Below are 14,081 nucleotides of genomic sequence, written 5' to 3' on the forward strand. Positions count from 1 at the left end.
ACATACGAAAATAGTGCTCCGCTCTCCCGATCCTCGCCCCGCATCGCGCCCTCCATGATCGCAAACCAAACGCCATAGAGAATCACGACCAAAAGACTTCGGCGAGCCCTTTTTCAGCAGCCTGCTAGGTCGGCTTTCCCGCTTCCATAAAATTTCAGGCATATTTGTCCTAATTTTTCCGAGATGTTCTCATTTTGGTCCTTTTTCTGTTTGGCGAATGAGAACAAAAATGGTACATAGTGCCGCGTTGCAGTCGCTCGAACCCTATGAGATAAGGAAGCAAGTTCATGGCTCAGAACGCTTTGCGGTTGGTGGAGAAAGAATCAGTGGATAAGAAAAAAGCCTTGGATTCCGCGCTTAGCCAGATTGAGCGGGCCTTCGGCAAGGGTTCGATCATGCGGTTGGGCGAGAACGACGTTGTGGAAACCGAGGTGGTTTCGACCGGGTCGCTCGGCCTTGATATCGGTTTGGGCATCGGCGGCCTTCCGCGCGGCCGGGTTGTTGAGATCTATGGGCCGGAAAGTTCCGGTAAAACCACGCTGGCGCTGCATGTGATCGCCGAGGCCCAGAAGACCGGGGGCACCTGCGCTTTCATCGACGCAGAACATGCGATGGACCCGGCATATGCCGGAAAGCTCGGCGTGAATGTCGAGGAGTTGCTGGTCTCCCAGCCCGATGCCGGTGAGCAGGCGCTGGAGATTGCCGACACACTGGTGCGCTCCGGGGCGGTTGACGTTCTGGTCGTCGATTCCGTTGCGGCCTTGGTGCCGCGGGCGGAACTGGAGGGCGACATGGGCGATTCGCTGCCGGGCCTGCAGGCGCGCCTGATGAGCCAGGCGCTGCGCAAGCTGACCAGTTCGATCTCCAAGTCGCATACATTGGTGATCTTCATCAATCAGATCCGCATGAAAATCGGCGTGATGTTCGGAAACCCGGAGACCACGACCGGCGGCCATGCGTTGAAATTCTATGCCTCCGTCCGCCTCGACATCCGCCGTATCGGTGCCATCAAGGACAAGGACGTGGTGGTCGGGAACCAGACCCGGGTGAAGGTGGTGAAGAATAAGATGGCGCCGCCCTTCCGGGTGGTGGAGTTCGATATTACCTACGGCGAAGGCATCTCCAAAACCGGCGAGCTTCTGGACCTCGGTGTCCAGGCCGGCATTGTCGACAAGGCCGGGGCCTGGTTTTCCTGTCAGGGACAGCGGATTGGCCAGGGCCGTGAGAACGCCAAGACCTTCCTGAAAGAGAATCCCGCTGTGGCTGCCGAGATCGAGCGCAAGGTGAGGGAAAATGCCGGTCTTGTCTCTGCGGCGATGCTGGAGGGCGTGCCCGAGACGGAAGACGATGGCGGCGCCCGGACCGAAGAGGAAGCAGCCTCTTCCTGACGGTTGATGGTTTCCGGCTGTCGGGGCCGGGTAGGGCTCACCGTCCCTGGACGGCTGTTTCACGATAGACAAAAAAAGCGGGCCCTGGGGGCCCGCTTTTCGTTTCGGCGGAGGTTCGGTTTTCGGCCGATGCCCGCCTGAATGCGCTATTTGATCTTGGCGTAGCCCGCCGTAAATCCCTTCAGCGAGAAGGGCATATTGATCGCCTCGTTTTCCCCGGAACGCACTGTCGCTATGGCCTGACTTCCCGCCTGGAACGAACTTACAACGGCCTCGTCCATCTGGACGAAGGCCTGGCAACCGTCGCGGCGGCAAAATTGGAAGGGAACAGTCGACACCGGCCGGCCGTCGACGCTGATCTGCACGCCGCGGGAGAGGGGAATGCCAAGAGGCATGGCAACGACCGCCCCTTTTCTCTGCTGGGCGCCGAAGTTGCCGATGGTGATCTTCAGGATCGGCCGTTGCGAATTGGGCTCGAGAAACTGCTGGGTAATGAAGCAGGCTTCGGGCTGCGCGGCGCCGGTGGTGGCGCCTGCCACCGTGCAGATCAGTTGCCAGTCCCCGAAGCTTTCACCGGTCGGCTCAAGCCTGGGCTGTGCCTGACCGCTGCCCGGAGGCTGGTTCGGGGCTTGGTTCTGGGCCAGGGCATCGGGCATCAGCGCAACAAGACCAAGGGCGCCGAGAAGACCGGCAGTGGCCCAGTGGAAAAGGTTGGTCGATGCCGCAGGCTGACGACGGGCGCCGGCCTGGGCTGTGGGGCCGGACCGAGGACCGGAAGGGGCTGCGTACAAAGCCATAGGGGGAGCGTATCTCCTGCAATGGGATTTCCTGCCGTGCCGCTGTTTCCGGCGGGCGACATTCCCATCACATAGTCGGCTCGCGCGGAAAATGCCAGGGTAAAGCCTGGGTCCCGGCGGCTTTATGCGGTGCGGAACCGGGATTTAGCCGCCGGGCTTTCTGTGGACAGCCCAGAAGGGGCGCGCTACAACGCCCTGCTCCGGAGGGCGCGCCGGCGCTTTTCCAATCCACTCTGGAAAAATTCCAACTTGAGGCGCAAGCCGCTGACCAGTAAAGATAGATCATGAGCTCAGGCAACGATATTCGGGCGACTTTCTTGGACTATTTCAGGCGTAACGGCCACGAGATCGTCGACTCTTCGTCGCTGGTTCCGCACAACGATCCGACGCTGCTTTTTACGGCGGCTGGCATGGTGCAGTTCAAGAACGTGTTCACCGGCAATGAGACCCGTCCTTACAACCGGGCTGTGACCTCCCAGAAGTGCCTGCGTGCCGGCGGGAAGCACAACGATCTGGAAAACGTCGGCTATACGTCGCGCCACCATACATTTTTCGAGATGCTGGGGAATTTCTCCTTTGGCGACTACTTCAAGGACCTCGCCATCGAGCTGGCCTGGAACCTGGTCACCAAGGAGTTCGGCCTGGCATCGGACAGGCTGCTGGTCACGGTCTATTCGGAGGACGAGGAAGCGGCGGCGTTGTGGCGCAAGATCGCCGGCTTGCCGGACGAGCGGATCATTCGGATTTCGACCTCCGACAATTTCTGGGCGATGGGGGACACCGGTCCCTGCGGACCCTGTTCTGAGATCTTCTACGACCATGGAGATCACATCCCCGGCGGCCCGCCGGGCAGTCCCGACGAGGACGGCGATCGCTTTGTGGAGATCTGGAACCTGGTCTTCATGCAGTACGAGCAGATCGACGCCGACACCCGTAACGCGCTGCCCCGGCCCTCGATCGACACCGGCATGGGGCTGGAGCGCATTGCGGCGGTGATGCAGGGCAAGCACGACAACTATGACACGGACCTGCTGCGCGCGATCATCGAAGCCTCCGCCGAACACTCAGGGCAGGCTGCCAATGGCGAGCACGCCGTTTCGCACCGGGTGATTGCCGATCATCTGCGGGCCAGCGCCTTTTTGATCGCCGATGGCGTGCTGCCTTCGAACGAGGGGCGTGGCTATGTGTTGCGCCGGATTATGCGCCGCGGCATGCGCCACGCGCACAAGCTGGGCAGTAAGGACCCGCTGATGTGGCGCCTTGTGCCTTCGCTTGTTTCGATGATGGGAGTGGCTTTTCCCGAACTGGCGCGCGCCGATGCCCTGATCACCGAAACGCTGCGGCTTGAGGAAACGCGGTTCAAGGATACCTTGGAACGCGGTCTTAAACTGTTGGAGGAAGAGACCGACAAACTGAGTGCCAGCGGGTCGCTGGCCGGCGATGTCGCTTTCAAACTCTATGACACCTATGGTTTTCCGCTGGATTTGACGCAGGATATCCTGCGCGGCCAGGGGCGCGGCGTCGATACCGACGGTTTCAATGTGGCAATGGACCGGCAACGCGCTGCGGCGCGCAAGGCCTGGGCCGGTTCCGGCGATGCGGCAACCGAGACGCTGTGGTTTGAGCTGCGCGATCGCCTGGGGGCGACCGAGTTTCTGGGCTACGGCACGGAGACGGCGGAAGGGCAGATCACCGCGCTGCTGGTGGACGGCAAGGAAGTCCCTGAGGTTACCGCCGGTCAGGCGGTTCATCTGCTGGTGAACCAAACGCCGTTCTATGGCGAATCCGGCGGTCAGGAGGGCGACAAGGGCGTGGTCTTCAGTGCCGGCGGTGGGGAACTGCGGGTCACCGACACACAGAAGAAGCTCGGCGCCCTGCATGTTCATCACGGCAAGATGGCGCATGGCGTCCTGAAGGTGGGCGATGCGGTGGAGCTGCGGGTCGACGGACGCCGTCGCGCGGCTTTGCGCGCGCATCACTCGGCCACCCACCTGCTGCACGAGGCGCTGCGCCGGCGCCTTGGCGACCATGTGACCCAGAAAGGCTCCCTGGTGGCCGAGGACCGTCTGCGTTTCGATATCAGCCAGCCCAGGCCCCTGACCGCGGAAGACATTCAGGTGGTTGAGGCCGAGGTGAACAACCGCATTCGGGAGAACGCGGCTGTCGAAACGCGTTTCATGACCCCGGATGAAGCGATCGAAGCCGGCGCCCTGGCGCTGTTCGGCGAAAAATACGGCGACGAGGTGCGGGTCGTCTCCATGGGGGGCGAGGACCAGGTGAAGAGCGGCGGTCAATTCTCGACCGAACTTTGCGGCGGTACTCATGTCAGCCGTACGGGCGACATCGGGTTTTTCAAGATCACCGGAGAGGCGGCGCTGGCCTCCGGCGTTCGCCGTGTCGAGGCGGTGGCCGGCGAAGCCGCGGGCGATTATGTGGGCAGGCAGGAGGCCGCCTTGGCAGAAGCCGCGGCCCTGATGAAGGCGACACCCGAAGATCTGCCGACCCGGATTACCGCACTCCAGGACGAGCGTAAGCGTTTGGACCGGGAGGTCAGCGAGCTGCGCCGCAAACTGGCGACAGGCAGCTCTGCCTCTGACGAAACACGCGAGATCGCGGGGTTTAAATTCGCTTCCAGGGTGCTGGAGGGGGTTCCGCCCAAGGATCTGAAACCGATGGCCGATGATCTGAAAAAGCAGATCGGCAGCGGCGTCGTTGTTCTGATCGCGGTGAACGAGGGCAAGGCGTCGCTGGTCGTCGGGGTAACCGAGGATGCGACGGCCAAGGCCTCAGCGCTGGATCTGGTAAAGGTCGGTTCAGCGGCGCTGGGTGGCAAGGGCGGCGGCGGCCGGCCTGACATGGCCCAGGCCGGCGGACCCGACGGCGCGTCGGCGGCCGCGGCGGTGAGCGCCATCGAAACGGCGCTGGCAGCCGTCTGAGTGGCCGTTTGAATCAAAGAGAGCTTAGCCTATCAGGGCTGCGCCCTAGTCGTTCACGGTCTTGCCGTCGCCCGGTAACCCGGTTGCCGGATCGCCGACGACGCGAACCTCGCGCTGCGGGAAGGGGATGGTGAAACCAGCCTCGTCGAGCGTCAGTTTCACCGTCTTGGTCAGATCGAACAGCAGATCCCAGTAGTCGTCCCTGTTGCACCAGCCGCGCAGGTTCAGCTCCACGGCGCTGTCCGCCAGGGCCAGCACCAGCACCTGCGGTGGCGGGCTGTCGATTACCCGTTGATCGGCCTGCAGCAGGCCAAGCAGGATCTTCTGGGCTTTTGCGATGTCGTCGTCATAGCTGATGCCGACCTTCAGGTCCAGGCGGCGGGTCGGCAGCCGGCTGTAGTTCACGATGGCCGCGTTCCACAGCCTGGCATTCGGCACGGAGTGATAGAGGCCGTCGAAGGTGGTCAGCTGTGTAACGAAGAGACCGATTTCGTCCACGGTGCCGGCCAGACCCTCGGCATCAATGTAGTCACCGACCTGAAACGGGCGCAGGAACAGCAGCATCATGCCGGCGGCGATATTCTGGAGCGTGCCCTGCAAAGCCAAGCCGACGGCGATACCGGCGGCGCCTAGAATGGCGATGATGCTGGTGGTCTGTACGCCGAACTGCGCCAGCACCGCCACGACGACCAGGACCAGGATCGCATAGCGCACCACGCTGGCGATCACCGGGCGTAGGGTCCGGTCCATGCGCGGCGTGCGCTCCAGCAGCCGCAGAACAGCCCGCCGCGCCCAGCCGGCAAAAAACCAGCCCAGGCCCAGAAGGACGATGCCGGCCAGCAGGTCCACGGCGTAGCTGAGCAGCAGATCGCCCAGTCTGCTCAGTTGCTCAAGCTGTGTACTGCTCAGGTCCATGGCTCAGCCCCATAGACCGCGAGCGGTGGCCGGCTAGATCGGGTCATGTTTCGTCGGAACCACTGTTTGGTTGCGACGAAACATGTGAATCCGATCGCCATCAAACAGTTTAGAGCAGATTCACCAGATCGATGGATCGCCTCCGGCGATTCCATTCGACCCGGATCTGCTCTAGTCGACGTCTGCGGCAATGCGCAGGGTGATGATCTTGTCGGGATCGCGCACCGTGCCGCTCTGGTCACCGCGCGGGGCCTTTTTGATCATATCGATATATTCCATGCCCTCGACCACCCGGCCCCAGACCGTGTACTGTTTGTCCAGGAAACGTGCCGGCGCAAAGGTGATGAAAAACTGGCTGTTGGCGCTGTCGGGCGACTGCGAGCGGGCCATGCCGGCCACGCCACGCTCGAAAGGCTCCGCGGAGAATTCAGCGGGGATGTCCGGCAGTTCTGAGCCGCCGCGGCCGGTTCCCGTGGGATCGCCGGTCTGGGCCATGAACCCGTCGATGACGCGGTGAAAGACGATGCCGTCATAGAACCCGTCGCGGGTCAGCTTCTTGATCTGTTCAACGTGCTGCGGTGCCAGGTCCGGCAGCATCTCGATCCGCACAACGCCGTCTTTCAGTTCCATCACCAGAACGTTTTCCGGATCCGGCGCGGCTGTTGCATCGCTGGTTGATGTGGTCATAACCAAAATTCCGATTGCGAGAAGTGAGAGGAGTGACTTCATTGAGAGCGCTCCAGAAGATTGTCCGATGACGAGGTTAACCCATCGCCTTTTGCAAGTTTTCGTCCAGCTTGTCCATGAATTCGTCGGTCGTCATCCATGTCTGGTCGGGTGCGATCAGCAGCGCCAGATCCTTGGTCATGAAACCGGATTCCACGGTATCGATACAGACCTTTTCCAGATCGCCGGCAAACTTCACCACCTCTGGCGTCTCGTCGAAGGTGCCGCGGAAATGAAGGCCACGGGTCCAGGCGAAGATCGATGCGATGGGGTTGGTGGAGGTCGGCTGACCTTTTTGGTGCAAGCGATAGTGGCGGGTCACGGTGCCGTGGGCCGCCTCGGCCTCGATGGTCTTGCCATCCGGGGTCATCAGCACCGAGGTCATCAGGCCCAGTGACCCAAAGCCCTGGGCCACCGTATCCGACTGCACATCGCCGTCGTAGTTTTTGCAGGCCCAGACATAGCCGCCCGACCACTTCATGGCGGCGGCCACCATGTCGTCGATCAGCCGGTGCTCGTAGTGAATGCCCTTGGCCTCGAAAGCGGCCTTGAACTCGCTGTCGAAGATTTCCTGGAAGATGTCCTTGAAGCGCCCGTCGTAGATCTTGAGGATGGTGTTCTTGGTGGAGAGGTAGACCGGCCAGCCGAGATTGAGGCCGTAATTCAGGCAGGCGCGGGCAAAACCGCGGATCGACTCATCCAGGTTGTACATGCCCATGGCGACGCCGGGCTCGGGGAAATCGAAGATGTCGTAGGTCGTCGCTTCGCCGCCGCCTTCCGGCTGAAATGTCATGGTCAGCTTGCCCGGCCCCGGCACCTTGAAATCGGTCGCCCGGTACTGATCGCCGAAGGCGTGGCGGCCGATGACCACCGGCTGTGTCCAGCCTGGGACCAGCCGCGGCACGTTCTTCATGATGATGGGCTGGCGAAAGATCGTCCCGCCGACGATGTTGCGGATGGTGCCGTTGGGCGAGCGCCACATTTTCTTGAGGCCGAACTCCTCAACCCGGTCCTCGTCCGGCGTAATGGTCGCACACTTCACGCCAACGCGGTGTTCCTTGATGGCGTTGGCGGAATCGATGGTGATCTGGTCATCGGTCTCATCGCGCTTCTCGACGGAGAGATCGTAGTATTTCAGGTCAACGTCGAGGTACGGCAGGATCAACTTGCTCTTGATCTTCTCCCAGATGATACGCGTCATCTCGTCGCCGTCGAGCTCGACGATCGGGTTTTTGACCTTGATTTTCCCCATCTGTGTTCTCCGGAAGTATTGATCTGGGTTGGTGCCCGGGTTTAAGGGCCTGATGTGATACCGCGGCCCGGCCGGGTAGCGAATTTGCGGCGCAACATAGCAGGCTATCCGGGCGGTGCAAGGGAGCCTCGCAAAGAGCCGCCGCGATGGTGCCTTGGCCGGCGGGCACGGCCTACATCTGTTCGATCTTGTCGGGGATCGCCGGGCGGGGGGCGGTCGCGGCCACGGTCAGAACGTCCTCCACGCGATCGACCACCTGGTACAGGCCATCGGTCGGGCCGCGCAGATAGCCCTCGGCGATCTGGTGGTCGATCAGGCGCAGCAGGGGGTCCCAAAATCCCTCGATGTTAACCAGCAAGATGGGTTTGTCGTGCAGCTTGAGCTGCCGCCAGGTGATGATCTCGAAGGTTTCATCCAGCGTTCCAAGCCCCCCGGGCAGGGCGCAGAAAGCGTCCGAGCGTTCGGCCATCATCTGTTTGCGGCTGTGCATTGAATCGACGACGATGTACTCGCTGGCGCTGCGCAGGCCGACTTCCAGGTCTTCCAGGTGTTTCGGGATGATCCCGACGACCCTGCCGCCGGCATTCAGCGCGCCCTCGGCGACCGCGCCCATGAGACCGACCCGGCCGCCGCCGAAAACGATATCGACGGTCTCTTCCGCCGCCAGCCGGCCCAGTTTCCGGGCCGCTTCAAGGTGGCTCTGGCGGACCTGGCCGGAAGAGCCGCAATAGACGCAGAGCGCGTTCAGTTTTCTCATCACAAACTCGTTACTGTCGGGGGTTGGGGCAGGGTGCGTTTGAATTTGATCGGTGATGCGCTACTGTGACGTCGCGTCACTATAACGTGGCCGTCTTGTAGCACAGACTGGCGGTTCGCCGCCACCGAAGGCCGTTTCAAGAAGGTCACTAGCGCCGCTCGCTAGACGCACCAAGAGTGTCCATTGGTCAAGAATGCCCACTGGTACTGAAAACTGGGCGCAAACAAGCAAGGAGCAGATCGAAATGCTACGAAAGACGATCTTTGCAGCAGCGGGGGCTTTCGCGATTACCGCGGGGGCCCTGCTGGTTTCGGACAATCTGGTACGGCCCTCGCACGCGGACGGCCACGGAGCGAAGGTGGCAGCGGTCAAAGAGCGACAGGAGGCCATGAAGGCAGTTGGCGGCAACATGAAAATCATCGCCGAGTTCGTGAAGGATTCCAAAGGTAGCGCGGCCGAGGCGGCGGCAGCGGCGCGCAAGATCGGCGAGATCGCGACGGCGGTTCCCGACGTCTTCAAGGTCGAGGCAACGCTGGAAGAGATGGATACGGTCGGAAAGAACCGCGCCAAACCCAACATCTGGTCGGATTGGGACGGATTCCTGGCCCGTGGCAAGGTGCTTGAGGAAGAGTCGGCGAAGATGGCCTCAGCGCTTGACGGCGGCGATGCCGGTGCCATCCAGACCCAGTTCGGCGCTTTCGGCAAGGAAGGCTGTGGAGGTTGCCATGAGACCTACCGTGGCCCCAAGGTGGATGGGTAATTGAGACCCGGCGGTCGCCGCCGGTAAATAGCGACGGTGGATGCGGTCTCCGCATCCGCCGTCTTCTTTACCGCGTTGCTGGCCCTTGCTGGCCTCTGCCGCGATGTGATGATTTCCCGGAGAAGCAATGTCCGGTCCCAAGTTGAACAGCCTGTTTGCCGGTATCGCTGTGCTGGCCGTTGCCGTCGTCGGGGTGCCGGCCGCGGCGCAGGACAGCCAGACAGCGGCCCAGACAACACTCAGTGAAGCGGCCGAGCGCGGCGCCTACGTTTTTCGCGCCGCCGGCTGCTACGGCTGTCATACCGACGAGAAAGGCGGCGGCGAACCCCTGGCCGGCGGCCGCGCCCTGGTCACGCCCTTCGGTACGTTTTACAGCCCGAACATTACCCCCCATCCCGAGCAGGGCATCGGCGCCTGGAGCGACGAGGAATTCCGTTCCGCCTTGCGTCACGGGGTTTCGCCTGGGGGCGACCCCTACTATCCGGCTTTTCCCTATACCTCCTATACCGGGATGACCGACGCGGATATCGCCGATCTGCAGGCCTATCTCTTTGCCCAGACGCCGGTTGAGACCGTCAATAAGCCGCATGACCTCGGCTTCCCCTACAATCTGCGCTTTACCGTGGGTATCTGGAAAACGCTCTACTTTGAAGCGGGCGCCTTTGAGCCCGAGGAAGCGCAGGCGGCTGAATGGAACCGCGGGGCCTATCTGGTGCGCCATCTCAGCCACTGCGGGGAATGCCATAGCCCCAGGGACTTTCTGGGTGCCGTTGATCCCGAACGTGAGCTGGCGGGGAATCCTCAGGGGCCCGATGGCGGCAAGGTTCCCGACCTGACCCCGGCGGCCGGCGGCCTGGCCGGATGGAGCGAATCGGACATCGTCTGGGCCATTAGAGACGGCCTGACCCCTGAAGGTGACTATCTGAGCGACTCGATGGGTGAGGTGATCGAACATGGCACGAGCCACCTGACGGCTGACGATCTCACTGCAATTGCCATTTATCTCAAGAGCTTACCGCCATCTGACGGGTCATAGGCTTCATTCGCCCGGCATTGCACCCCTGCAGCCCGCGTACTAGGGTATATGAGGGGTATGGAGGCTAGGCGGTTGCAGAGGCTTGTTTTTGGACTGGGCGGTGCCGTGTTGGCAGTCGCCATTGCGGGCTACCTGCTCTTCAGCAACGGAGCGGATGAGGCCATTGTGGCCGATCAGCAGGCGACACCTCAGCCAGCCGCATCCCAGGATGTCGACGCTACCACGCCGGCAGGTCAGGCCAATACCGAGGGGGCCGGTTCCCCGGCGGCATCCGGCGATTCGGAAGAACAGGATCAGCGCCCGCAAGTCGTCTTGCGGAGCGGCACGGACGCTGCCGGCACCCCGGACGGGGCAACGCCGGAGAGCCGCCCGACCTTCGATGTCGTGCGTGTTGAGCCCAGCGGTGAGACGGTCATCGCCGGCCGTGCCGAGCCGGACAGCGAGGTCAAGGTGACCCTTGGCAAAGGCGGTACGGTGGGGACGGCGAAGGCTGATAGCAGCGGTGCCTGGGCCATTGTTGCCGAGCAGCCGCTTGCGCCGGGCAGCCATCAGATCGGTATCGAGGCGAAAACGCCTGATGGTCAGAAGCAGCTGTCTGAAAACCTGGTTGTGGTTATGGTACCGGAATCCAAGGTTCCGGCGGCCACGCCACCGGCAGGGCAGAACGGTGGCGCGGCGCAGCCTGAAGAGGCACCGGTGCTGGCCGTGCTTACGCCGCGCGCGGGTGGCGCCAGCAAGGTACTGCCGCAGGAGCCCGAGGAGGGTATTTCAGAGGGCAGCCTGGCACTGGATTCAGTCGACTACGATGAGGGCGGGCGGGCAGTCCTGGGCGGACGTGCGACGCCGGGCGCCCGCATGCTGGTCTACCTGAACAATCGCCCGATCGGTGAGGCGGTGGCGGGAGACGATGGCCGTTGGAGGCTGTCGCCGGCATCCCCCATTCTGGAGGGCCTTCATGACCTGCGGGTCGATCAGGTCGATGGCGGCGGCGGCGTGGTCGCCCGTGTGGAGACGCCTTTCTCCCGCGAGACGCCGCGGTCGGTTGCAGAATCGGTTTCAGAGGGCGAGGACTATGTGATCGTCCAGCCCGGCAATTCGCTGTGGCGCATTGCGCGGCGCTCCTATGGGCAGGGCCTGCAGTACACGGTGATCTATCAGGCGAATGCGCAACAGATCGGCGATCCCGATCTGATTTATCCGGGTCAGGTCTTCACGGTTCCGAAGCTCAACTGAGCAAGCCGGTCTCAGGTCTCGCCAGCCGCTGCTTCACCTTCCACCGGAGCGTCGTCCATCTCGGCATCGTCGGCGGGCTGGTCATCGGCTTCCGCCGGCTCACCTGCCGGGCGGCGAACCGAAATCGCTTCGGCCAAGAGGTCCAGATAAGGCTTGAAGTCGAGAATGAGCGCCGTCGCGGTGGCGATGACATTGACCGGGGTCCTGGGGCTCGGCGGCATAAGCTCACCCTGCAGGATCATGTCATGGTCGTCTGATAAGAGGATCTGACCGCGGCGTAGCCGATCTGTAGCGGCCAGGACGCTGCGGGCAAGACCCCGGCCATCGGGCGACTCAGCCGAGTAGGGCAGCTTGCCGAGGTTGGCCGTGAGGCGCAGCGGTGCCGTCTTGCCGGCCAGCTCAGCCTCGAAATGGATACCACAGGCGGTGAAGTTGAAATGCAGTGGGCCTTCATCGCGGCCATGCTCAATGTGGCCGTCCTCGCCGAGGGCGAGACTACCCACTTCCAAAGGCAAGGATGCGTCAGCGACCTTCTTGACCGCCGACGGCGCGCCGCCTTCGCAGACTTCGGATTCGCTTGGCTCGTTCCCCGGGGCGTCCAAGGCTCATACTCCCATCACATCAGCTTGTTGGAGTAGCACGTCAGGTTTAAGGATCGGTAAAGCAGCGCTTTCCTTGATTTTCGACTGTTTGAAGGGGGGCTCCCTGGTCTATTACTGACTGATCCAAGCAAGCCAAAAGGCGGGTGACGTAGTGTTTAGAAGTGTTTTAGTCCCGATTAACCGGGCCGGCTGGCCGTTTATTGCCGCCGCCCTGGTCGCTGCCCTGCTTCTGGGGTTGCTCTGGTCGCCGCTTTTCTGGCTCGGCCTGCTGGGTGCGGCCTTCTGCACCTACTTCTTCAGGGACCCGCCACGGGTGACGCCCAGCCGGCCTGGCCTCGTCATTGCGCCGGCCGACGGCATGGTTCAGATGATCGAGTCGGCGCCGCCGCCGCCTGAACTGGAGATGGGGGATGCCCCGCTGACCCGGATCTCGATCTTCCTGAATGTCTTCAATGTGCACGTCAATCGGGTACCCTTGGATGGTAAGATCTCGGCGGTGTCCTATCGCCCGGGCAAGTTCCTCAATGCGGCCATGGACAAGGCCTCGGTCGACAATGAGCGCATGTCCTTGAAGGTCACCAGCTATGACGGTGTGGATTTGGCCTTCGTGCAGATCGCCGGTCTGGTGGCGCGGCGCATCATCTGCAACGTCTCCCTCGGCCAACCGGTCCGGGCCGGTCAGGTTTTCGGACTGATTCGCTTCGGCAGCCGGATGGACGTGTACCTTCCCGAAGGGGTTTCGCCGCTGGTGGTGCCTCATCAGACGGCCATTGCCGGTGAGACGGTCATCGCCGATCTGCTGTCCCAGGAATCCGCCCGCCAGGGTGAGGAACGATAGGATGGCACGCCTGCGCCGAAGAAGGGTATCGGCACTTTCGATCAACCGGATGATTCCAAATGCGCTGACGCTGCTGGCGCTCTGCGCCGGTTTGACCGCTGTGCGTCTTGCCCTGCAGGAGCGCTGGGAGATAGCGGTCGGCGCTGTCGTCGTTGCCATGCTGCTGGATGGTCTGGACGGGCGCATCGCCCGCCTGATGGGCGCGACCAGCGATTTCGGGGCGCAGTTGGACTCGCTTTCCGACGTCATTTCCTTCGGCGTGACCCCCGCGTTGATGATCTATCTCTGGACCTTGTCCGATGCCGGCGGGCTCGGCTGGGCCACCTGCCTGGTTTTTGCCGCCTGCTGTGCGTTGCGCCTTGCCCGCTTCAACGCCGCTTTGGGGGATGAGAACCCGCCACCGCTGGCGGCTCGGTACTTCGTCGGCGTGCCGGCGCCCGCCGCCGCCGGGCTTGTGTTGCTGCCCATGACCATGAGTTTCGTTTTCGGCGATACTGTGCTGCGCAGCGATGCGCTCAATCTGTTGACGCTTTTGATCGTCGCCTTCCTGATGGTGAGCCAAGTGCCTACCTTTTCGGCCAAGCGCTTGAAGCTACGCAAGCCGCATTGGCGCTTCGCCATGCTGGGTTTGGTGGGCTTCGCCGCGATTTTAATCTCGGAGCCCTGGGTAACGGTCACGATTGTCGGGCTCGCCTACCTGGTGAGCATCCCCCTGGCCGTTGTGCAGTACCGGCGCGAGGTCAAGACCATCGGTTTGGACTCTCCGGCGGAACCGCAGCCGGACCCGGACAACACCACCGAAGACTAGATCGGATCATGTTTTGACGGAACCACTTCGTGG

The 14,081-nt window shown here is 62.4% G+C and carries 13 protein-coding genes; 7 read left to right on the top strand and 6 right to left on the bottom strand.

Annotated elements, in window-relative coordinates; genetic code table 11:
* Positions 1-287: 287 nt before the first annotated feature.
* Complete coding sequence (gene recA / locus HBA54_RS19995; RefSeq protein WP_167227953.1) at positions 288-1,388, top strand: recombinase RecA; 1,101 nt, start codon at positions 288-290, stop codon at positions 1,386-1,388.
* A 146-nt stretch (positions 1,389-1,534) separates the two neighbouring features.
* Here recA and HBA54_RS20000 read toward each other — a convergent pair whose 3' ends face one another.
* Positions 1,535-2,185 (bottom strand): invasion associated locus B family protein, encoded by a 651-nt coding sequence (locus HBA54_RS20000; RefSeq protein WP_167227955.1) that lies wholly within the window; start codon positions 2,183-2,185, stop codon positions 1,535-1,537.
* A gap of 284 nt (positions 2,186-2,469) precedes the next feature.
* On the opposite strand from HBA54_RS20000, the gene alaS reads away from it, so the two are divergent.
* On the top strand, positions 2,470-5,121 hold the full coding sequence (gene alaS, locus HBA54_RS20005) for an alanine--tRNA ligase (RefSeq protein WP_167227957.1): 2,652 nt from the start codon (positions 2,470-2,472) through the stop codon (positions 5,119-5,121).
* 45 nt (positions 5,122-5,166) lie between these two features.
* Here alaS and HBA54_RS20010 read toward each other — a convergent pair whose 3' ends face one another.
* The 4 genes from HBA54_RS20010 to HBA54_RS20025 all read right to left on the bottom strand — a co-directional run bounded on the left by HBA54_RS20010 (position 5,167) and on the right by HBA54_RS20025 (position 8,771).
* Complete coding sequence (locus tag HBA54_RS20010) at positions 5,167-6,036, bottom strand: mechanosensitive ion channel family protein (RefSeq protein ID WP_167227959.1); 870 nt, start codon at positions 6,034-6,036, stop codon at positions 5,167-5,169.
* Between the two features lie 171 nt (positions 6,037-6,207).
* Positions 6,208-6,723: a peptidylprolyl isomerase gene (locus HBA54_RS20015; RefSeq protein WP_205944785.1), complete on the bottom strand. Its 516-nt coding sequence runs from the start codon at positions 6,721-6,723 to the stop codon at positions 6,208-6,210.
* 76 nt (positions 6,724-6,799) lie between these two features.
* A complete protein-coding gene (locus HBA54_RS20020; RefSeq protein ID WP_167227963.1) occupies positions 6,800-8,014 on the bottom strand; it encodes an NADP-dependent isocitrate dehydrogenase in 1,215 nt (404 codons plus the stop codon).
* Between the two features lie 172 nt (positions 8,015-8,186).
* Complete coding sequence (locus tag HBA54_RS20025; RefSeq protein WP_167227965.1) at positions 8,187-8,771, bottom strand: LOG family protein; 585 nt, start codon at positions 8,769-8,771, stop codon at positions 8,187-8,189.
* Between the two features lie 244 nt (positions 8,772-9,015).
* Here HBA54_RS20025 and HBA54_RS20030 point away from each other — a divergent pair, with 244 nt between their 5' ends.
* The 3 genes from HBA54_RS20030 (at position 9,016) to HBA54_RS20040 (ending at position 11,800) form a co-directional block, all read left to right on the top strand.
* Positions 9,016-9,531, top strand: a complete 516-nt coding sequence (locus HBA54_RS20030) for a c-type cytochrome (RefSeq protein ID WP_167227967.1) — start codon at positions 9,016-9,018, stop codon at positions 9,529-9,531.
* A gap of 127 nt (positions 9,532-9,658) precedes the next feature.
* Positions 9,659-10,567, top strand: a complete 909-nt coding sequence (locus HBA54_RS20035; RefSeq protein ID WP_167227969.1) for a c-type cytochrome — start codon at positions 9,659-9,661, stop codon at positions 10,565-10,567.
* 72 nt (positions 10,568-10,639) lie between these two features.
* Entirely contained in the window at positions 10,640-11,800 is a 1,161-nt protein-coding gene (locus HBA54_RS20040; RefSeq protein ID WP_167227971.1) for an Ig-like domain-containing protein, read from the top strand.
* A gap of 11 nt (positions 11,801-11,811) precedes the next feature.
* Here the strand turns inward: HBA54_RS20040 and HBA54_RS20045 are convergent, their stop codons facing one another.
* A complete protein-coding gene (locus tag HBA54_RS20045; RefSeq protein ID WP_167227973.1) occupies positions 11,812-12,402 on the bottom strand; it encodes a hypothetical protein in 591 nt (196 codons plus the stop codon).
* A gap of 151 nt (positions 12,403-12,553) precedes the next feature.
* Here HBA54_RS20045 and HBA54_RS20050 point away from each other — a divergent pair, with 151 nt between their 5' ends.
* On the top strand, positions 12,554-13,240 hold the full coding sequence (locus HBA54_RS20050) for a phosphatidylserine decarboxylase (RefSeq protein WP_322096077.1): 687 nt from the start codon (positions 12,554-12,556) through the stop codon (positions 13,238-13,240).
* Between the two features lies 1 nt (position 13,241).
* Entirely contained in the window at positions 13,242-14,048 is an 807-nt protein-coding gene (pssA, locus tag HBA54_RS20055; RefSeq protein ID WP_167227975.1) for a CDP-diacylglycerol--serine O-phosphatidyltransferase, read from the top strand.
* Positions 14,049-14,081 lie beyond the last annotated feature (33 nt).

The organism is Pelagibius litoralis (assembly GCF_011683915.1).
In the GTDB taxonomy this organism is placed as follows: domain Bacteria; phylum Pseudomonadota; class Alphaproteobacteria; order Kiloniellales; family Kiloniellaceae; genus Pelagibius; species Pelagibius litoralis.

Coding starts and splice junctions, on each gene's coding strand:
- alaS (WP_167227957.1), top strand. CDS start 2,470: ATGAGCTCAGGCAACGATATTCGGGCGACTTTCTTGGACTATTTCAGG.
- pssA (WP_167227975.1), top strand. CDS start 13,242: ATGGCACGCCTGCGCCGAAGAAGGGTATCGGCACTTTCGATCAACCGG.
- HBA54_RS20010 (WP_167227959.1), bottom strand. CDS start 6,036: ATGGACCTGAGCAGTACACAGCTTGAGCAACTGAGCAGACTGGGCGAT.
- HBA54_RS20025 (WP_167227965.1), bottom strand. CDS start 8,771: ATGAGAAAACTGAACGCGCTCTGCGTCTATTGCGGCTCTTCCGGCCAG.
- HBA54_RS20000 (WP_167227955.1), bottom strand. CDS start 2,185: ATGGCTTTGTACGCAGCCCCTTCCGGTCCTCGGTCCGGCCCCACAGCC.
- HBA54_RS20030 (WP_167227967.1), top strand. CDS start 9,016: ATGCTACGAAAGACGATCTTTGCAGCAGCGGGGGCTTTCGCGATTACC.
- HBA54_RS20015 (WP_205944785.1), bottom strand. CDS start 6,723: ATGACCACATCAACCAGCGATGCAACAGCCGCGCCGGATCCGGAAAAC.
- HBA54_RS20035 (WP_167227969.1), top strand. CDS start 9,659: ATGTCCGGTCCCAAGTTGAACAGCCTGTTTGCCGGTATCGCTGTGCTG.
- HBA54_RS20020 (WP_167227963.1), bottom strand. CDS start 8,014: ATGGGGAAAATCAAGGTCAAAAACCCGATCGTCGAGCTCGACGGCGAC.
- recA (WP_167227953.1), top strand. CDS start 288: ATGGCTCAGAACGCTTTGCGGTTGGTGGAGAAAGAATCAGTGGATAAG.